Raw genomic sequence first — 19,197 nt, forward strand, 5'->3', positions numbered from 1 at the left:
CACCGATAAATTTACCGATTTGCCGCTTTACGAAATGGCGATCTTCGGCGAACACTTGCGCCCGTTGCTTGACCTGGATCAGAATGACCGCCCAATCCTCACGCCCCAGCCCTGACCGCGCCCTGTTGATGCGCCGCGACGTTTTGACGGGCGTTGCTAGTGGTCTGACGGCGGGGGTTGCCACCCTGGGGGTTCTGGCCAATTGGAAGACGCATTCGCGGATTGAAACGCCGGCCAAGCCAATTGTACAGATCCGTAGCGAACCGCCCGCGGCTCCCCTGAAGGTATGGCCCAGCCTGGATGCGCTGGGCCAGCGCATGATCGACACGCGCGCCGCGCCGGGCCTGTCGCTCAGCGTCATGAAGGCGGGTGTCCTGCTCTACGCCAATGCCTTCGGGCAGGCCCGGCTGACGCCACGCCACGCCGTTACGCCCCAGACTGGCTTTCGTATCGCCTCCATCAGCAAGCAATTTACTGCCGCCGCCATTCTGCTGCTGGCAGAGCAGGGCAAGTTGCACCTCGACGATCCACTGGCCCGCTTCATTCCGGATTTTCCCCGTGCGCCAGATATGACCTTGCGCGAGATGCTTAGCCACACTGCCGGTCTCGATGATTACCTAAGTGGCCGCCACGCCGACATGCTGACGGCGGCCCAGACGCGTGATTATACCCAGCAAGGCCTGCTTGAGGCCTTGAAAGCGGCCGCGCCGATCTTCCGCTGCCCGCCTGGTGTGAAGTGGGTCTACAGCAATACGGGCTTCGCCCTCCTCGGCATTATCGTTGAGCGCCTGAGCGGCCTGCCCTTCGGCGCCTTTGCGCAACATCATCTGTTTGATCCGGCGGGCATGACACGAACGGCGCTCGACCCGGTGGTTACGGCCGATGACGATCTGTGCGACGGCCATCGCGCCAGCCGCTTTGGCTTCGGCATAGTCCGGCCCGTATCGCCCAGCTTTGCCGGCGGATCGGGCGGCCTGCGTTCGACCAGCGAGGACTTGTGCCGCTGGCACGCCGCCCTGCTTGCGGGCAAGATTCTCAAACCCGACAGCCTGATCGCCATGCTGACGCCGATGAAGCTCAAAAATGACAGCTATGCGCTCGATCGCGACTACCCAGCCTATCCCGGCTATGGGCTGGGGCAAAGGCTGGGTATGATCGGCGGGCGGCCCGTCTTCGCACACAGCGGCCGTATCAATGGCTTTACGGGCCAGCTTCTGACATTCCCGCTTCAGCAGGTCACGATGGCGGTTCTGTTCAATTGCGATGGGGCGAATTCGGGCAACTTCATGCCGTCGCTTAGGGCGTTGCGTAATGAAGCCTTGGCGCTCGGCCTCGCGGCCTGATTACAAGGAGATTACAAGAAGCTGTATGGGTCGATATCGACCACCAGCCGTACCGCATTGGGCCGCTTTATGGCGGCCAGCCAGTGGGTGACAAAGGCCTGGAGGTCGCGGTTACGGTCGGCGCGAACCAGGAAACGCTTGCGCCATTGGCCCCGCACCAGAGCAAGCGGCGCGTCCGCCGGACCATAGACATCCACCCCCTCGGTATTGGGAATGAAGAGGGCCAGCTCACGCGAAAACTTGTTGAGTAAGCTCTGGTCCTTGGCGCTCAGAATGAGCGCGGCCAGCCGGCCGAACGGCGGAAATTTCGCGATTTCCCGAGACATGGATTCATAGGCGTAAAAGGCGTCGCGGTCTTGGGCGGCCAGGGCCTGCATGACCGCATGTTCGGGCGTATAGGTTTGCAGAACGGCGCGGCCGGGTTTCAGTTTGCGTCCCGCCCGCCCAGTTGCCTGAGCCAACAACTGGAACGTCCGTTCCGCCGCGCGCAGGTCTCCCCCTTTCAGACCCAGATCGGCGTCAACGATACCAACCAGGGTCAGGTTGGGAAAATTGTGCCCCTTGGCGGCCGCTTGGGTGGCGATGACGATATCGATCTCACCGTCTTCGATGCGCTTGATCAGCGCTGCCGAAGACGCCGCATCGGGCGTCGTGTCGGAACTGAAGACCTCGGCTCGCGCGTCGGGGAATCGGCTATGCACCTCCTCCAGGATTCGTTCGACGCCAGGGCCGACCGAAATCAGGCTATCCTTGGCCCCGCAATGCGGACAGGTGGCAGGCTTTCGCATCGAAAAGCCCGTCAGATGGCAAACCAGCCGCCCAGAGGCGCGATGCTCGACCAGCCAGGAATCGGTATTGGGCGACATCATCTTCTCGCCGCACGCCTTGCACAGGACGAGGGGGGCGTAACCACGCCGATTTAGAAAGAGAAGCACCTGCTCTTTGCGCATCAGCGTGGCCAGAATTTCTCCGACCAGCGGATCGGACAACCACTGCCCCCGTTCCGGCGGATGCTGCTTCATGTCGATAAGCGAAATGTCCGGCAACTGCGCCGTGCCGTGCCGCTGGTCCAGCCTCACCCAGGCGTACCGGCCTTTTTCGGCATTGGTCAGGGTTTCCAACGACGGCGTGGCCGAGGCCAGAATCACCATGGCGCCATCGAGCCGCGCGCGGAAGACCGCCAGGTCGCGGGCATGGTAGCGCGCGCCCTCTTCCTGTTTATAGGAACCGTCATGCTCTTCGTCGACCACGATCAGGCCCAGGCGGCGGTAGGGCAGGAACAGTGCCGACCGCGCGCCGACGACCAGTCGGACCTTGCCATCGGCGACGCCTTCCCAGATGCGGCGGCGATTGCCATTGGTGATATTGGCGTGCCACTGCGCCACTTCGACGCCGAAGCGGGCCTCCAAACGGGATAGCACGGCCTGGGTCAGGGCAATTTCCGGCAGCAGGACAAGCACCTGCGCCTCCGGATCGCTCCGCAATATGTCGGCGACGCTTTCGAGATATACTTCCGTTTTTCCGGAACCGGTGACGCCATCGAGCAGAACAGGAGCGAAGGCGGACTTGGCCTGCTCCATCTGCAAGAGCTGATGCGCGGCCGATTGGTTGGCATTGAGCCGGGCGGGTGCGAAGTCGGGATCGGGCTGCGGGTAGGCTTCGTCGCGCGGCAAATCGACCTTGGCCAGCACGCCTTCCTTTTCGAGCGCCGACACCACCCCCGTTGATACGCCCGCCGCCATCGCCAGATCGCCGAGCGTCATGGCTACGAGGGCCGTATCCATCACGGCTTGCCGCGCCTTGGTGAGCCGCGTGGGAGCGGTCCCTGTCAGGATGTAACCTTGCTTTGGCGCGGGCCGCGGAATTTTCAGGGCACGCAGGCAGCCATTGAGGAATATGCCCGGCGGCGTCAGGGTCCAGCCGGCGGCCCACAGCCAGAAATTCAGCGAGGCCTCCGGAACGACCGGATCATCGAGTTTCTTCATCACCGGCTTGATGCGCGACAGGTCTTCGTCCGGATCCGGCGTCTCGAGCCCGATCACCAGCCCCCGCACCTTGGCGTGGCCAAGTGGCACCATGACATGCTCTCCGGCCCGCAGGAGCATGCCGTCGGGCATCGCGTAGTCGAGCGCCTCGGCCATAGGCGCCAGGACAACCACCTTGACGATTTTGGCGATGCGCCCGTTCCCGGGCAAGAGGGGCAAGGCAGGCGGACTCATGGGCGCGGACTCATGGTTTTAGCCTCTAACACGAAATCCAGAGCTTTGTCACAGTCGGATAAGGAAAGCGCTTCACAGACGCGAAAACCCCCTTTAAGGTGATGGATATGAGTACGGAAGGCGGCATGACAACCCTTGATCTTGATAATTGGCAGGCGCTGCGCCGCCACCTTATCGACCATGCCGACGATATCGTGCGCGATAAGGCCTTGCTCGAAGCCCTCGGCCTTCAGCCTAAATCCAGACATCTGATCGATTTCGGTCCCGCCGCCCTGTCGCGTCTTGAGGCTCGGGCATTGAAAGATTTCGACGTCCGCCGCCAGCTAGAAATGACCGCCAAGGCCAATTTCGATGCCCAAAGCCAGACGCACGGCCTGTGTCTGGCGCTGATGGAAGCCCGCAACCATTCCGACTTGGCTCGCCGCCTTCAGGAAGAGGCGCGCAATCGCTTTGGGCTGGTCGCGGCCACCCTTTCCCTCGAAGACACAGCACCTGTGCCGCTGGGCTGGAAAACGCTCGATTACGGTGGTGTCGATTACATCATCGGCGAGACGGGCTTAAGCCTGCTTGGCCCCGACGCCGTTTGCCGCGTTTTATTCGATGACGACGTCAAGCGCGTCAAGTCGGCAGCCGTATTGCGCATCGCCTTGTGGCGCGAAGGCCGTCCAGGGCTGGTTGCCTTCGGTTCGTCGGACTATGATGGGTTTTCACCTGATATGGGCGCCGAGCTTGTCGCCTTTGTCGCGCGTGTGGTCGAACGCGTCGCGGATCGCTGGCCAGTTCTGTCTTAAAAACCCGGTTCTGTCTTAAAAATATTCCGCGTCGACCAATCCGCTGGCGGTCGCCTGTCGTATCTATGAATGATAGATCAAAAGGTGTTTACCGCTCTTTTTCCGAACCTCGCTTGTCGGGTAAAGAATTCCTTACGGTTACACCTTAAATTTGTCCACATGTGTTGTTATATACCTCATCTGAGGATGCTCCTCTGCGCCTATGAGGCTTCCCTTTCCGACGCCCCCCTTAGGTTGGGCCAGGAGAAAGCCCTCTCACCACTCCTTACCACGCATAAGGACGGAGAGGGAGGCCGCCCCGGCGCAGGGGGGCATATGCTCATATGATATCCCTATTTGATGCTCAGATCGCCTGGGTCTCATGGCTCAAGGATCAGAAGCGGTGTTCGCCGCGTACCCTGGACGCCTATGCCCACGCGCTGCGCTATTATTTCGATCATTTGAGCAAGACTGTCTCAGGCGACCTGACGCTTGATGACGTAGTGGCCGTCTCAGCGGGCGATATACGTGGCTGGATGGCGCATCTGCGTGGCAAGGAACATCCCTTGTCCGCACGTTCCCTGGCGCAGCACCTGTCCGCCATCAAATCGTTTCACAGCTTTCTCGACCTGCATTTCGATCGGCCCAATGCCCAGGTTGCCCTGATGCGCGGGCCACGCCTCAAAGCCACCCTGCCGCGCCCCCTTAATCCTGATCAGGCCTTCGGCTTGCTCAACGAAACGCGGATGGATTCCGATCGCGACGATTGGGAGAATGCGCGCGACGAAGCCGTCTACATGCTGCTTTACGGCCTGGGTCTGCGGATTTCCGAGGCCCTGTCCCTGACGGTCAAGGATACGCCGCTGGGTGAAACGCTGCGCGTCGTCGGCAAGGGCAATAAAATGCGCGCCCTGCCGGTTCTGGCCGCCGTCCGCGAGGCGATTGAGTCATACCGGCGCCAGCAACCCTTCACCCTGGCGCCGCACGATAAGCTGTTCCGCGCCAAGCGCGGCGGAGAGCTTAGCCCCCGACACGTCCAGGCCAGCTTACAGCATCTGCGCTCACGGCTGGGCCTGTCTGACCGCGCCACGCCGCACGCCTTGCGCCATTCGTTCGCGACCCATCTTCTCGGCTCTGGCGCTGATCTGCGGTCGATCCAGGAATTGCTCGGCCACGTCTCCCTGTCGACCACACAGAAATACACCCAGGTCGATACGGAACGCCTGCTGTCGGCCTATGCCCAGGCGCATCCAAAGGGGTGAGGGTCAGATCACGGCGTCATAAATAGGTCATGCCACGCGCTTGCGTCCCGGCACCCGCAGGTCTAAAGTTCTGCAAATTCCGGGGGTTTTTTAGCTTCTCATGTCAACCATCTACGATGTGGCCAAACTGGCCGGCGTTTCAGCGAAAACCGTTTCGCGCGTGGTCAACGACGATAACGCCGTCAAGGTGTCGACGCGCGAAAAAGTGCAAGCGGCCATGAGCCAGCTTGACTACCGTCCCAATGCGCAGGCCCGGTCTTTGCGGCTCGGCAGCCAGGCCTCGATTGGATTTCTGCTCGAAGATCCGACCAGTGGTTATCAGGGGCGCTTTCATCACGCCATGCTGTCGGCCTGCATGGAGTCGCGCAGATATCTGGCGGTTGAGCTGTATGAAGCCGGTATGCCGGACTGGCAGGCGAACCTGGATCGCTTCATCAGCGATGCCCAGATCAAGGATATGATCCTCCTGCCGACCCTGTGCGATTTCGGCCCGCTCAAATCCTTCCTGAAAGACAGAAATATAAATTGCGTGTTGATCTCGCCGTCCACGCCGGACAGCCATTATGCTTCGGTGGCCATGGATGACCGGCTGGCCGCGCGCGACGTGGTTGAATATCTGTTCAGCCTGGGCCATCGCAAAATTGCTCACATTGCCGGTCATCCGGATCACGCCGCCTCGATCCTGCGCCGAAACGGGTTTTACGAAGCGTTCGATGCCGCCGGCCTGCCGCGACCACCGGCGTCCTATATGGAACACGGCTATTTTTCGTTCAAATCCGGCTTCGAAGCGGCAGAGCGGCTACTGGCTTTGCCTGACCGGCCGACCGCCATCTTCGCCTGTAATGACGAAATGGCTGCGGCCACCTGTTCGGTGGCGCATAAGAGTGGTTTGCGTATCCCGGAAGATATTGCCGTCGTCGGATTCGACGACGCGCCGATCTCATCGGCGGTTTGGCCCGCACTGACGACGGTGCGTCAACCCTATCTCGAAATGGCCCGCCGCAGCGTACAGATACTGGCTGCCGCCGGCGATACCTTGACCGCCAGTGACCGCCAGATTCGCCACATCATCTCGCATCAGCTTGTGGTTCGCGAAACGACGACGCTTCCGTTGTGAGGCTTTTTTGCTGAACCCTGAGGGCTCAGCGCGCGACAGCCATCGGCGTATTGGGCCGCTCGACGAAACCGCCCTTGTAGACGGCGTTGATCAATTGGCGGTGTGATACCAGATCTTTCGATGCCTGGTCACCGAATTGAACGATACGCGCAAACAGGTGGTTGGCCAGGTCGGTGTGTTGCAGAGAGCCGCGTGCCGCCTCGTAATCCGTCTCGAAATTCATGCCGTACAAAATGTATTGGTAGCTGAAGAAGGCGAAGCTTTCGTTGTCGAGCGTAAAATCGAAACGCGAGGGCGGGCGAAATTTCCAAAGGGCCAAAAGGTCGCGCAGATGCGGCGGAATAGAGTCCGGCCGGGTATTGTCGCGCCAGAAAGGCTCTTCGCGCTTGGTCAGGCAATAGTGCAGCTTGATGAAACCAATGATGGTCTCGTATCGCTTGGTCATCGCCTCGTTGAAAATGTGCGCCGAGGCGTCGAGCGGGCCGCGGAAGGGGAAGAATTCGACAATCTTGTTCACCGCCGATTCGATCAGCACCATGCCTGTGGATTCCAAAGGTTCCAGGAAGCCGGCTGACAGTCCGACGCCGATGCAGTTTTTGACCCAGTGCTGAGTTCGGTAACCGGCGTTGAAACTGATGCAGCGCGCTTCGATGCCTTCCGCCATGGGGCCGACATAGGCGCGCAGGACTTCTTCGGCGCGATCGTCATCTGTATGGTCAGAGGAATAGACATAGCCTATGCCCCGTCGCGTGCTAAGAGCGATGTCCCAAGTCCAGCCGGCTTCGTGGGCCGTCGAAATCGTATAGCTTTCCAGAGGGGCGTCTGGCTTTTCGTAAGGGACCTGAATGGCGACCGCACGATCGGTGAACAAGGTGTCCTTGATCGACTTGAACGGCACCCCCATGGCCTTGCCAAGGATTTCCGACCGGAAACCGGTACAGTCGATATAGAGGTCGGCCTTCAGATCGCCATGCTCTTTTGCCGTGATGTGGGCGATGGCGCCGTCGGCGTCCAGCGTGACGCCGTCAAGATTGCCGCTGAGGTGATGAACCCCCAGGTCCTTGGCGTATTTCGCCAGCACACCGGCAAAGCGATGGGCGTCAAAATGATAGGCGTAGTTCAGCGGTCCCTGATAATTGCCTTGATGGATGCGCTTGGGCGCCAGTTTCGAGTCCGCGACCTTTTTTTGAAACGTCACCGCCTCGGCGAAGGGCAACCGCTTGTCCTTGTCCTGCAACAACCAGTACGGCAGGAGGTTTAGCTCTTCCTTCGACCAGTAGGGTTGTTCGAAGGGGTGGAAATAGTGGCTGTGCCGCCCATCCTTCGGCGTTACTTCCCAGTCGTCAAAGCGAATGCCCTGTTTGAAGGTCGCATGGCTTTCACGCATGAAGTCGGCTTCGTCTATGCCGAGCGTGCGCAGGATGTTGCGTATGGTCGGAAACGTGCCTTCGCCGACGCCGATGATGCCGATATCGGGCGATTCCATGACGGTGATCTTTGGCCCGCCGTTACGGTCCGTGCCCAAATGCTTGGCCAGGTAGGCCGCCGTCATCCAGCCCGCGGCCCCGCCGCCAACGATAAGCACATCGCGGTGTTGTGACGAAGCGGGTTCGGACGCGATCTTGGTCATTATTGGCGGCTTCCCATTCTTCCCGTTCAGGCGGGAAATTATCATATGCTGTCAGTTTTATATGTCTTTTCAACGCCTGTCCATGTGCATCAATCCGCTTGCTCATGACCCTTGGCGGGGGTAACCTCCCCCAAAATGGAGGAAGGCATGCTGACGCTGAATATCAACGGAAAGCCGCGCCAGTTGGACGTGCCTGAGGACATGCCCCTTCTGTGGGCCTTGCGCGATGTCCTCGACCTCAAGGGCACCAAGTTTGGCTGCGGCGTGGCGCAATGCGGCGCCTGCACGGTTCACGTTGACGGCGAAGCGACACGCGCGTGCGTAACGCCCGTCGGGACGGTCCTGGACGCGAAAATCACCACGATCGAAGGTGTCGGCGCGTCGCCGCAAGGCAAGGCCTTGCAGGCTGCCTGGCTGGACCTCGACGTCATGCAATGCGGTTATTGCCAAGCCGGTCAGATCATGACCGCCGCCGCCCTGCTGGCCCGCACATCCAAGCCTGACGATACTGCCATAGATGACGCCATGGAGGGCAATCTGTGCCGCTGCGCCACTTACAAACGTATCCGCGCCGCCATCAAGACGGCATCTGGTCAATCGGCTGACGATCGGCGGGAGGCATAGATGGACACGTCGCGCAGACTGTTTCTCCAGGCGGGCGCCGCGGTTGGCGGCGGGTTGATGCTCGGCTTCGGTGTCCGTGCGGATGCCGCCGCAACGGCCGTTACACTGACTGACTATGTCATCGTCGCCCCGGACGGCGTGGTAACTGTAATGGCCAAGAACCCTGAAATCGGCCAGGGTGCCAAGACTATGCTGCCCATGCTCATAGCAGAGGAAATGGACCTTCCCTGGTCATCCCTCCGTATTGAGACGGCCGCTTCCGATCCCAAACGCTATGGCGCGCAATTCGCCGGCGGCAGCATGACCACGACGATGAACTGGCTTCCGATGCGCCAGGTCGGTGCGGCCGCGCGCTGGATGTTGATCGCGGCGGCGGCCCAGAAGGTGGGGGCACCGCACGATGCCTTTTCAACGGCTGAAGGCCAGGTCATCCATACACCGTCGGGAAAGCGCTTCACCTATGGTGCGCTGGCCGCGGATGCCGCCAAAATCAACCCGCCGAAATTGGACGACCTGCCGCTGAAAGATCCGAAGGCGTTCAAACTGATCGGGCAGTCAAAGGCCGGCTATGACAGCCCCAAGATCGTCCGGGGTGAACCCATTTTCGGTATCGACATGACCTTGCCTGGCATGCTGTACGCGGTCTATGTCAAATCACCGGTCTATGGTGCGCGCCTGATCTCGTGCGACCTGACCGCCGTCAAGGCGGCGCATGGCGTCAAGGATGCCTTCATTCTGAAAGGCACGGATTGGCATGGTCTTCAGGATGGCATTGCCATCGTAGCCAATAGTTGGTGGTACGCCCAGACTGCCCGGGAGCGGCTTAAGCCCGTATGGGATGAGGCCGCAGGCGCGCCGCACGACAGCCTCATTTACCTGGAACAGGCGAAAGATCTGGTGAAGGGGCCGGGTGAGGTCAAGCAGAGCCATGGCGATGCCGATGGCGCCCTGGCCAGCGCAGCCAAAACCATATCGGCCTTCTATGAGGTGCCGTTTCTGGCCCACGTCCCGATGGAGCCGCAGAACTGCACCGCCCGCGTCACGGCGGACGGCGCTGAGATCTGGGCGCCGACCCAAAATCCGAATAGCGGTGGCGAATTGGTCGCCCGCACCCTCGGCATTGGCCCCGAGAAGGTCGTGGTCCATATGCGTCGCAGTGGTGGCGGATTTGGCAGACGGCTGGAAAACGACTACATGGCCGAAGCGGCGGCCATCGCGCAAAAGGCCGGAGCGCCCATCAAACTGGTCTGGTCGCGCGAAGATGACATTGCCTACGATTACTTCAGGCCGGGATGCTATCATCAGCTTCGCGCCGGTATTGATGGGGATGGACGCTTATCCGTTTATGATTGCCACAGCGTGACGTTCGCGCGCGACGGCAAGGTCGCCCAGGGCGCGAGCATAGAAGGCAATGCCTTCGCGCCAATGGTCACGCCGAACTTTCGCCTGACGCAATCCCTTATCCCATCCACCGTGCCGACGGGCTATCTCAGGGCGCCTACATCAAACGCCATCGCCTTCGTCCACGAAAGCTTTTGGGACGAAATCGCCCACGCGGCAGGCCAGGACCCAGTGGCCTTCCGTCTGGCGCAACTCGATGCCCATGCAGGCGACAAGGCCGACTATAATCCGGGCCGCATGCGCCGCGTTCTGGCGGCCGTCGCTGAGCGCGCCAAATGGGGACAGGCTACCTTGCCCAAGGGCGAGGGCATGGGAGTCGCCACCTATTTCAGCCATCGCGGCTACTTCGCGGAGGTCGCCCATGTCCGTATCGCCGACGATGGCCAATGGCGTGTTGTCAAGGTCTGGGCGGTCGGCGATGTCGGCTCTCACATCATCAACCCGACCGGTGCGTACAATCAGGTCGAGGGCTCGATCATGGACGGGATCGGTTCGATGGAAGCCGGCATGACCTTTGAAAAAGGGCGCGCCGTCCAGGTAAACTTCCAGGATATTCCGATGATGCGCATGCCGAAAGCGCCGCTGATCGATGCCCACTTCCTCGCCAGTGATTTTCCGCCGACCGGGTTGGGTGAACCCGCCCTGCCACCGATACTGCCGGCCGTCGCCAACGCCATTTTCGCGGCAACCGGCATACGTATCCGCAAGCTGCCTGTACTGCCGGAAGATATCGCGGCGGGTCGCCGCGTCGCGTGATCCTGTCGCCACCCGTCTATGCCGATTTCGTCCTGCCCGCGCTGATGCGATGGCGCGAAGCGGGGCTGCGCACCGCCCTGCTGACCTTGATCAGTACCACCGGCCACTCGCCGCGCCCGATCGGCAGCCAGTTGGCCGTGGCCGAAAACGGTGAATCGTGCGGGTTGATTACGGGTGGCTGCGCGGAGGGGGCGCTGGTTCTTGACGCCATCGAAGCCATCGCTCTTGGGGAAAACCGCACCGAACTCTATGGCGAAGGGTCGCGCTTCAAGGACATTACCTTGCCGTGCGGTTCAGGGCTGTTGGTCTATTTCGACGTTTCCATCACCGATGCCGAAGTGCGCCACATCATCGCCTGCCGCGACGCCCGCCAGCCCTCGGCCATGGTCATCGCCGCCCCCGGCGAACCTGCGTACACCCGGCGCTATCCTCCCGCCTGCCGCATCGTCGCTGTCGGTCGGGGACCGATTCTGGCGGCCATGGCGCAATTGGCGCCCGCGCTTGAAATCGAACTGATCATCTATACGCCCGATCAAACGTTCGTCACGGGACACCCATTGCCTGGTCCGGAGGCATTCGACGCGACACTGGACGCGTACTGTGCACTTGTGCTCGTTTTTCACGATCACGATTTTGAGCCGCCCATTCTCGTGAAAGGCCTTGAGTCGCCGGCGTTTTTTATTGGCGCCTTGGGTAGTCGCAAGGCGCACGCCAAACGGTTGTCTGCCCTGTCCGACATGGGGGTTGGGGCCGAGGCCGTTAAGCGCATTCATGGACCCGTCGGCCTCGATATTTCCGCCGGATCGCCGCCCGAAATCGCCCTGGCCATCATGGCGCAGGTTGTGCAGCATTGGCGCCATCCGATATCTTGGGCGACATCATGACGCGTCTTGCGGCGGTTGTGCTGGCGGCAGGGCTGTCGCGGCGTTTTGGCGGGAACAAACTGGCCGCCGACCTGAACGGTAAACCGGTCCTGCGGCACGTCCTGGACGGCCTAGATACGCTGGACTTTGCGCAGGTCGTTGTGGTGACACGGACCGAAGAGGGCCCCGGCACCATCGTCAATCCGCGACCGGAAGATGGCATGGGTGCGTCTCTGGCCTTGGGTGTCGCGGCACTGACAGATGTGGATGGCGTATTTATCGTCCTCGGTGATATGCCTCGCATCGACGTCGATCTATACCGAATCATGGCGGAGGCCTTGGCCGATGCCGACATTGTCGTGCCTGTCCATGACGGTCAGACAGGCCATCCAGTTCTGTTCCGTGCCGCCTGTTTCGACGCACTGAAAAGCCTGTCGGGGGATGTCGGTGCGCGCGCCATTATCCGTTCGGGGCAGTACAGAGTACGACAGGTTCCCGCCGGTCCCGGCATCCACGACGACATCGATACGCCCGTCGATCTCACACTTTTTGCAAGCCGAACTGACTAATTTTATTCAATAGAGTCCGATTTGTCGGAAGCTGTCCGGTGACGGCCTGACGCGCGCGCGCCACCTCCTGAAAATGGCCGATGGCTGTGGGCCAGTCTGGTGTCTTTGGGAACGCGCCCGGATCGGTACGCCCGCCCATGCCGTAATAGACATATTGGAAGCTGGCTGTCGGGAATATTTCGTCACGGCGGTCGAGATCGTCATGCCAGGGAAAATGATACCTCCACAGAGACAATAAATCTTTCAGACTTTCCGGTATTGTGGAAGGGTCTCGGTTGGCGACCCAGAAGGGCTCTTCACGCTGGCTCAAGACGTAGTGCAGCTTCAGGAAGTCAATGATGCGTGCCCAGCGATAGTTCAGGGTGGCATTGAAGCGCTTTTCGACCACCGCCATGGCGGTGCGATTAACCGGCATCTGGTCGGCGATCATCTGCGCCGACAGTTCCGCCATGACAATGGAGGACGCTTCCAGCGGCTCGACAAAACCGGATGACAGACCGACCGCGACACAGTTTTTTACCCAGGGTGTTTGGCGATGGCCCGACCGTATCGGAATTTTGCGCACCTCATCGAACGTCAGGTGGGCACCCGACGGGCCGATATAGGCTTTCAGATCGGCCAACGCCTCGTCGTCCGAAAGGAAGCGGCTGGAATAGACGTGACCGATGCCGCGCCGGCGGGTCAGACCAATGTCCCATATCCAGCCCGCACGCTGCGCCGTTGATTTGGTAACGGAGGCAATGGGTGCGTCTTCGTGTTCATAGGGCACCTGAATGGCCAGGGCCGTGTCGATGAACAACTGATCGGCACATGAGGTGAATTCGGCACCATAGTGTTTTCCGATCAGCAGCGAAAGAAAGCCCGTGCAGTCGATGAACAGGTCGCCGGCAATCGCCTCGCCCCCGTCGATTAGTAGACGCGCGATATAGCCATCCTCATCATTTTCTATCTGGGTCACATCGGCGAGGACGTGTCTAACGCCCAGATTTTCCACGCAATGTTTTTGCAGGAAGGGCGCGAACTTTCCCGCGTCGAGATGATAGGCGTAGTTGGTGATGGCGCCGAATTCCGGTACGGTCACGGTCTTGGGCGCCAGATCCTGCGCGCAGGCCGCCGGTTGATAGGATACGGCATCGGCAAAACTCAGGCCATTCGGTTGCGCCTGCCAATAGGGCGCCAGGTTGATCTGGTCGTAAGCCTTGGGTAGCATGAAGGGGTGATAATAATGATCGTCGCCGGTGGTCCAGTTGACGAATTTCGACGCCTGCTTGAACGTCCCATCGCAGGCCCTTAGAAAGTCGGTTTCCGAAATTCCTATTTTTTTCAACGTATTGCGAATAGTCGGCCAGGTGCCTTCACCCACCCCGATAATCTTGACGTTCGGCGATTCGACAAGGGTGACGGACAGATGCCCTTTGTGATTGGCGGCGATCAGCCCGGCCGTTAGCCATCCCGCCGTCCCGCCACCGACGATAACAACCGAGCGCGTCTGCGACATTACTTAAGCCCGCTGATCAGGCGGTTCTTGCGGGCGACCAGGCCGGCAATATGGCTCATCGAGGCGAGCTGATAATAGGCCCAGGTCAGATAGCCCAGGTCGCGCAATTCGACCAGTTTTTCACCGGCCAAGGCCTGAAGCTTTTCGGCGCTGACCGCGTATAGCCCTTCCAGCTTGACTTCAGAATGATCGACGAACTGCACATCGATGCGAATGGATTCGATCAGGTCGTATTCGGCGAGCTTTGCCGCGTAGTCATACGCCGGGCGCGTTCCCTCGGCCAAGTCAGTCAGCACAGTGGTAATTTGTTGCAGGTAGTCGGTGGCGCGGCCATCGTCGTGAAACATCAACTCACCTTGCTCCCGTTGGACGCGCGGGCTGTCGATATCGAGGGTGACGACATGGTTTTCGCCTGCCTGTGCGATCAGGAAGGGCTGGCGCTGGATGTGCAGCGGCGCATAGGCGGCATCCCAGCGTTCATCGACCAGAAACAGGTTTTCGCTGCTGTTGAAACCGAGGAGAACACCGGGCTCAAAGCGGCCATTTTCGGCATTCTTGCGGAAGAAAATCGGGTAGTGGGCGACCAGACGGGTATATTCGCGCGGGATGACGCCGACGAAACCAACCTGGCTGCCGAAGCGCGCCGAAGGGTGCGTCATGATGCGCAAACCCGAATGGACTTCGTGACTCAAGGGGACCTGGTTGACCATTTTTCTGCCTGTAAACGCGTATGGATATGCGTCCTGCCGACGCCTTGAAAACCTATATCACGCACGCCGTATGAGGCCAGAAAAATACGCACGAAATAGGCATAATTGGCCAGTTTTTTCATAGCGCCGACCTGATTGTATCATTTTGATTTTCCTATATATATTGCAATATAATCAGACAGCGGAGCGGGCGCGTGGCAGAAGCGATCACATCGGTCGAAATTCGGAAAAATGTCGACCGTGAGGTCTTCCTGAACGACATCAAACCGAAGGCCCGGCCGGTCATTATGAAAGGCCTGGTCGCGGACTGGCCAGCGGTGCAAAAAGCCCGCCAATCCGATACGGCGCTGATTGATTATGTCGGTGGATTTTACAACGGCGTGCCAGCGCCCTTGTTTGAGGGCGGTCCGGAAATCAATGGCCGTTTCGCCTACAATGACGATATCACCGGCTTCAATTTCAAATCGAGCCGCGCGCCGCTGAGCGATCTCCTCGACTGGCTGAAAGCCAATCTGAACGCTGAGAATCCTGCATCGAAATATGCCGGCTCGCTATCTGTTTCGACCTATATTCCGGATTTCGCGAAAGAAAACTCTATTGCGTCCTTCATACCGGCGGCATCGCCGATTGAGTCCATCTGGATCGGCAATCGGACGTGCATCGCGCCACATTACGATAACCCGGAAAACATCGCCTGCGTGGTCGGAGGTGCCCGGCGGTTCACCCTGTTTCCGATCGACCAGATGAAAAACCTCTATATCGGTCCGCCCGATATGACGCCCGCCGGCCAGATCATCAGCCTGGTTGACACGCGCGCGCCCGATCTCGAAAAATTCCCACGCTACGTCGAAGCGCAAAAGGTGGCTCTGGTGGCTGAACTCGAGCCTGGCGACGCCCTATATATTCCTAGCCTGTGGTGGCATGGCGTGGAATCGTTGTCGCCGCTGGGGGTACTTGTCAATTATTGGTGGCTGGATGCGCCGGACTATTTCGCCCCGCCGATGCATACGCTGCTACACGCCCTGCTTAGTCTAAAGGATTTGCCGCCGCACCAGCGCGATGCCTGGAAGGCGGTGTTCGATCACCTGATTTTTGGGGTGGACGGCGATCCGTTGGCGCATCTGCCGGAAGCGGTTCGTGGCGCCTATGGCGGACTGACGCTGGAAGTCGCGGCCTATGTCAGGACCTATCTGGCGCGCAGCCTGCGCTGATCATTTCTATTCATTAAAAAAGGCCGCCCTTTCGGACGGCCTTTTCCAGTTGTGTGTGGTTTCCCGATTAGAATTTGTAGCGAACACCCAGTTGGTAACGGGCAGCGCCTTCATAGGCATTTAGGAACTGCTCCGAGTAACGGCCGTGCAAGCGCTGCGAAGAGCCCGTGACATTGATGCCGTCGAAGAAGATGTTCAGGTGCGGGTTGATGTCGTAGCTGGCCGATACGTCAAGCTGATCGTAGGCTTCGACATATTGCGGTTCGTTGGACGACTGGCCCTGGCTGGTGGCGAGCAGGAATTCGCCGCGGTGGGTGAAGGCCGCGCGCGCCTGCCAGCCGTTCTTTTCATAGAAGGCGACCAGGTTGTACGACTTCGACAGGCCGGGCAGGGCAAACTGAGACCCGATCTTCTGGTTGTCGAACTTCGCGCCACCTGTCGGGATGGACAGGTTGGCCTGCACACCGAAGCCGGTATCGGCGAAGATGTGCTGGACGGCGAATTCCCAACCATGGATTTCTACGGCGTTGGCATTTGACGGCGTCGTGATATCCCAGGTGATCAGCGGATCGCCGGGCTGGCCGGTGAAGGTCGACTGGCCGCTGAGCTGCTGCATCTTGGCGAAGATGTTCGCGGCCGTGGTCGGCTGGTTGGCGGCGACGAGCGCCGCCGTAGCCTGTTGGGCCAGAGCACCGGCCGCCGGATCGGTGAGGCCGGCGATCGGTCCCTTGACGGTCGTCTGCGTCAGGAAGTTATCAACCTGCTTGGCGAAGTAGTTGACCGACACGTAGCTGTCGCGAGTGTAGTAATATTCCAGCGAGAAGTCGACATTGTTGGACTCGTAAGGCAGCAGGCCGGGGTTGCCGGCGGTCGCGGTCCGGGCGCCGGGCTTTGGCGTGGTGGACACTGACGTCGTGCCGACCATGGACAACAGGTCTGAACGCGTGATCGTCTTCGAATAGGACGCACGGCCCAGCAGCTTGTCGGTGATTTGCAGGCTGGTGTCGAGGCTCGGCAGGAATTCGTTATACGACTTCTTGATGTCCGAGAACGACGGGTCGGCGGCGAAGCGGGTGAAGAATTCGGTCGGGTTGACCCATTCCACCGATACCGGGCGCTGTTCCAAAGAGTTGGCCGTCACGTCGGTTTGTTCGTAGCGCAGACCGGCCAGGGCGCGGAAGCGCATGCCGTTGAAGTCCGTGTCGAAGTTGGCGACAAGATAGATCGCCTTGGTTTCTTCGCGGATCTTGTGGTCCGATGTCGGAGTGGTCGGGAAGGCGAAGGTGTGCGGATATTTTGACTGAACGTCGGCGACGCCCTGAGCCAGATCGAAAGTATAGATGTATGGGATCTGGATGTCGCAGCCACCGCCCGAGAAGTCCTGCAGCAGGGAGCAGGTGTCGACCTTGGTGAAGGTCGATGCCTTCATCAGGCCCAGATCAGCCGGGTTGTAGTAGCCATAGGCGAAATTGCCCGAATTGTAAGACCGGGCGCGGGTCTTGAACACCTTGTAGTCGGCGCCCAGCTTGATGCTCTTCAACCCGCTGTCACCATTGGCGTTGCGCCATACGGCGTCGGCGCGCACCTCGTCGATCGTATTGATGAAGGTGTTGTTATTCGCCTGACCGAACAGAGGCAGGATGGTGTTGGTGCCGATATTGGACACCGTCGTCGGTGCCTGATAGGTCCAGGTCGTGGTCGGGATGTCCGTGTCGGTGACCGTGAAGATCTTGTCGATGGCGATGCCGGGGTTTTGCCCGACGATCATGAACATGTTGTTGCCCTTGGCGCCGTCGCCGCCGGAATCCGCCGTCGAATGGTGGGCGTCGAACTCCACCGCCAGGGTGTCCGTGGCATCCCACTTCAGGTTCACACCGGTCGATTTCAGCTCATTCTTCACGTGGTTGTCGAAGACCGAATAGGACAGGTCCGAACCGGTGTCGTTGATATTGACCGCGGTGCCGTGTTCGTTGATCGTCATCGAATGCAGGTCGCCGCCGTAGCCGAACCAGGCGCCGGAGGTATGTGATACGGCGTGATCCTTATAGAGCGCGTAGGTGTAATCCACCGTCGCGGTCAGGGAGTCGGTCGGACGGAATTGCAGTACAGCCTGACCGTTCAGGCGCGTACGCTCGTGATCGTCAAAGCCCCAGGCTTCCGACTGCGGCGCCCAGTAGTTGCCGTAGGGATTCTTGTTGTTGTTCGTGACGACGGCGGTGCCGAGCGACTGATTTTGCAGCCATCCGCCGATGCTGGCATTTTCCAGACGGCTGTTGCGTTCGGAATAGGAGCCGTTGATCAAGAAGCCGACCTTGCCGTCAGCAAAGGTGTTGGAGAAGAGTCCGGAAATTTCGGGCGTCACGCCCTTGTCGGTGGAGGTATCGTCGATGGCCTTGACCGACATCTGAGCGGTCATGCCCTTGTAATTGAATGGACGGGCGGTGGTCACGTCGATCGTGGAGCCGATGCCGCCGGACGGCACATCGGCGCGGCCGGTCTTGTAGACGGCCATGCCGGCAATGCCGTCAGCCGAGAGATTGGCGAAGTCGAACGAACGCGTCGCGCTCATGCCACCGCCGACCGAAGATGGCATGGAGCGGCCATTCAGGGTCACCAGGTTATATTCCGGGCCAAAGCCGCGAACCGTAACGCGCGAGCCTTCGTTGTTCGACCGGTCAATAGTGACGCCGGGAATGCGCTGAATCGCTTCGGCGAGGTTGGTATCGGGAAATTTGCCGATGTCTTCCGCCGTGATGGCGTCGACCATGCCCTGCGTGCTTTTTTTGATATCCTGCGATGACCGCAGCGAGCGACGGATGCCCACCACAACCACCTCTGTGGCGTTGTCGGCCGGGGCGGCGGTCGCCGGGCCTGACTCAGCCTGGGCATAGGCGGCGGTTGACAGCGCTGTCATGCTAACGCCCGTCATCAGCGCCGCGCCGATGGCTCCCTTAAGGAGTCTCTTCCCAATAATTCTCGATGACATGTGTCTTTCGTCCCTAAAACTTATGTTGAGTTTTTGTATGGTTACGCAAATTGGATGCGCTCTTGGGGCCCGACATAAATCGGGCATCAATCCTTCCAGCGCCCTCCCGGACTGTTTTGTTTGACCCTTTCGGTTGCAATGGCTTAAAAGACATTGTTTTGCTTTGAAAAGGACATTTTTGTTATGTTATTGATATATAAATGAAAATTGGCACGACAAGCCTGCTTTCACTGCCTTA

The 19,197-nt window shown here is 59.8% G+C and carries 14 protein-coding genes; 9 read left to right on the top strand and 5 right to left on the bottom strand.

The genetic code is table 11. From position 1 onward, the window contains the following. Positions 1 to 83 precede the first annotated feature (83 nt). Entirely contained in the window at positions 84 to 1,343 is a 1,260-nt protein-coding gene (locus tag RCJ00_RS12170) for a serine hydrolase domain-containing protein (RefSeq protein ID WP_316222207.1), read from the top strand. Between the two features lie 11 nt (positions 1,344 to 1,354). On the opposite strand, the gene RCJ00_RS12175 is transcribed toward RCJ00_RS12170, so the two are convergent. Next, on the bottom strand, positions 1,355 to 3,562 hold the full coding sequence (locus RCJ00_RS12175; protein WP_316222209.1) for a primosomal protein N': 2,208 nt from the start codon (positions 3,560 to 3,562) through the stop codon (positions 1,355 to 1,357). A 107-nt stretch (positions 3,563 to 3,669) separates the two neighbouring features. Here RCJ00_RS12175 and RCJ00_RS12180 point away from each other — a divergent pair, with 107 nt between their 5' ends. The 3 genes from RCJ00_RS12180 (at position 3,670) to RCJ00_RS12190 (ending at position 6,711) form a co-directional block, all read left to right on the top strand. Next, the gene (locus RCJ00_RS12180) at positions 3,670 to 4,353 is read left to right on the top strand and encodes a DUF484 family protein (protein ID WP_316222210.1); all 684 of its coding nucleotides are present in this window, start codon (positions 3,670 to 3,672) and stop codon (positions 4,351 to 4,353) included. A 323-nt stretch (positions 4,354 to 4,676) separates the two neighbouring features. Further along, positions 4,677 to 5,594 carry a tyrosine recombinase XerC gene (locus RCJ00_RS12185; protein WP_316222211.1) on the top strand — a complete coding sequence of 306 codons (918 nt, stop codon included), beginning with the start codon at positions 4,677 to 4,679 and terminating at the stop codon, positions 5,592 to 5,594. A 100-nt stretch (positions 5,595 to 5,694) separates the two neighbouring features. After that, entirely contained in the window at positions 5,695 to 6,711 is a 1,017-nt protein-coding gene (locus RCJ00_RS12190; protein ID WP_316222212.1) for a LacI family DNA-binding transcriptional regulator, read from the top strand. Between the two features lie 25 nt (positions 6,712 to 6,736). Here RCJ00_RS12190 and RCJ00_RS12195 read toward each other — a convergent pair whose 3' ends face one another. Continuing rightward, complete coding sequence (locus RCJ00_RS12195; RefSeq protein WP_316222214.1) at positions 6,737 to 8,341, bottom strand: tryptophan halogenase family protein; 1,605 nt, start codon at positions 8,339 to 8,341, stop codon at positions 6,737 to 6,739. Between the two features lie 147 nt (positions 8,342 to 8,488). Here RCJ00_RS12195 and RCJ00_RS12200 point away from each other — a divergent pair, with 147 nt between their 5' ends. The 4 genes from RCJ00_RS12200 to RCJ00_RS12215 are packed head-to-tail and all read left to right on the top strand — an operon-like array spanning position 8,489 to position 12,554. After that, a complete protein-coding gene (locus RCJ00_RS12200) occupies positions 8,489 to 8,965 on the top strand; it encodes a (2Fe-2S)-binding protein (RefSeq protein WP_316222215.1) in 477 nt (158 codons plus the stop codon). After that, positions 8,966 to 11,122: a xanthine dehydrogenase family protein molybdopterin-binding subunit gene (locus RCJ00_RS12205; RefSeq protein ID WP_316222216.1), complete on the top strand. Its 2,157-nt coding sequence runs from the start codon at positions 8,966 to 8,968 to the stop codon at positions 11,120 to 11,122. Further along, entirely contained in the window at positions 11,119 to 12,006 is an 888-nt protein-coding gene (locus tag RCJ00_RS12210; RefSeq protein ID WP_316222217.1) for an XdhC family protein, read from the top strand. Before RCJ00_RS12205 ends, RCJ00_RS12210 begins: the two co-directional genes overlap by 4 nt. Next, positions 12,003 to 12,554 carry a nucleotidyltransferase family protein gene (locus RCJ00_RS12215; RefSeq protein ID WP_316222218.1) on the top strand — a complete coding sequence of 184 codons (552 nt, stop codon included), beginning with the start codon at positions 12,003 to 12,005 and terminating at the stop codon, positions 12,552 to 12,554. Before RCJ00_RS12210 ends, RCJ00_RS12215 begins: the two co-directional genes overlap by 4 nt. On the opposite strand, the gene RCJ00_RS12220 is transcribed toward RCJ00_RS12215, so the two are convergent. Together RCJ00_RS12220 and RCJ00_RS12225 are read right to left on the bottom strand one after the other, a co-directional pair. Further along, on the bottom strand, positions 12,526 to 14,052 hold the full coding sequence (locus tag RCJ00_RS12220; RefSeq protein ID WP_316222220.1) for a tryptophan halogenase family protein: 1,527 nt from the start codon (positions 14,050 to 14,052) through the stop codon (positions 12,526 to 12,528). The genes RCJ00_RS12215 and RCJ00_RS12220 overlap by 29 nt on opposite strands. Next, a complete protein-coding gene (locus tag RCJ00_RS12225) occupies positions 14,052 to 14,762 on the bottom strand; it encodes a SapC family protein (RefSeq protein WP_316222221.1) in 711 nt (236 codons plus the stop codon). Before RCJ00_RS12225 ends, RCJ00_RS12220 begins: the two co-directional genes overlap by 1 nt. Before the next feature lie 194 nt (positions 14,763 to 14,956). Between RCJ00_RS12225 and RCJ00_RS12230 the strand changes: the two genes are divergently transcribed. Next, positions 14,957 to 15,973, top strand: a complete 1,017-nt coding sequence (locus RCJ00_RS12230) for a cupin-like domain-containing protein (protein ID WP_316222223.1) — start codon at positions 14,957 to 14,959, stop codon at positions 15,971 to 15,973. Positions 15,974 to 16,040: 67 nt separating this feature from the next. On the opposite strand, the gene RCJ00_RS12235 is transcribed toward RCJ00_RS12230, so the two are convergent. After that, positions 16,041 to 18,887 carry a TonB-dependent receptor gene (locus tag RCJ00_RS12235; protein WP_316222225.1) on the bottom strand — a complete coding sequence of 949 codons (2,847 nt, stop codon included), beginning with the start codon at positions 18,885 to 18,887 and terminating at the stop codon, positions 16,041 to 16,043. Positions 18,888 to 19,197 lie beyond the last annotated feature (310 nt).

The sequence above is a fragment of the Asticcacaulis aquihabitans genome (assembly GCF_032490435.1).
Taxonomy (GTDB): Bacteria; Pseudomonadota; Alphaproteobacteria; order Caulobacterales; family Caulobacteraceae; genus Asticcacaulis.

Bases quoted from the DNA above. Each gene is read 5' to 3' on its own strand.
- RCJ00_RS12170 (WP_316222207.1), top strand. From the start codon at position 84: ATGACCGCCCAATCCTCACGCCCCAGCCCTGACCGCGCCCTGTTGATG.
- RCJ00_RS12175 (WP_316222209.1), bottom strand. From the start codon at position 3,562: ATGAGTCCGCCTGCCTTGCCCCTCTTGCCCGGGAACGGGCGCATCGCC.
- RCJ00_RS12235 (WP_316222225.1), bottom strand. From the start codon at position 18,887: ATGACAGCGCTGTCAACCGCCGCCTATGCCCAGGCTGAGTCAGGCCCG.
- RCJ00_RS12195 (WP_316222214.1), bottom strand. From the start codon at position 8,341: ATGACCAAGATCGCGTCCGAACCCGCTTCGTCACAACACCGCGATGTG.
- RCJ00_RS12190 (WP_316222212.1), top strand. From the start codon at position 5,695: ATGTCAACCATCTACGATGTGGCCAAACTGGCCGGCGTTTCAGCGAAA.
- RCJ00_RS12225 (WP_316222221.1), bottom strand. From the start codon at position 14,762: ATGGTCAACCAGGTCCCCTTGAGTCACGAAGTCCATTCGGGTTTGCGC.
- RCJ00_RS12185 (WP_316222211.1), top strand. From the start codon at position 4,677: ATGATATCCCTATTTGATGCTCAGATCGCCTGGGTCTCATGGCTCAAG.
- RCJ00_RS12215 (WP_316222218.1), top strand. From the start codon at position 12,003: ATGACGCGTCTTGCGGCGGTTGTGCTGGCGGCAGGGCTGTCGCGGCGT.
- RCJ00_RS12180 (WP_316222210.1), top strand. From the start codon at position 3,670: ATGAGTACGGAAGGCGGCATGACAACCCTTGATCTTGATAATTGGCAG.
- RCJ00_RS12220 (WP_316222220.1), bottom strand. From the start codon at position 14,052: ATGTCGCAGACGCGCTCGGTTGTTATCGTCGGTGGCGGGACGGCGGGA.
- RCJ00_RS12205 (WP_316222216.1), top strand. From the start codon at position 8,966: ATGGACACGTCGCGCAGACTGTTTCTCCAGGCGGGCGCCGCGGTTGGC.
- RCJ00_RS12200 (WP_316222215.1), top strand. From the start codon at position 8,489: ATGCTGACGCTGAATATCAACGGAAAGCCGCGCCAGTTGGACGTGCCT.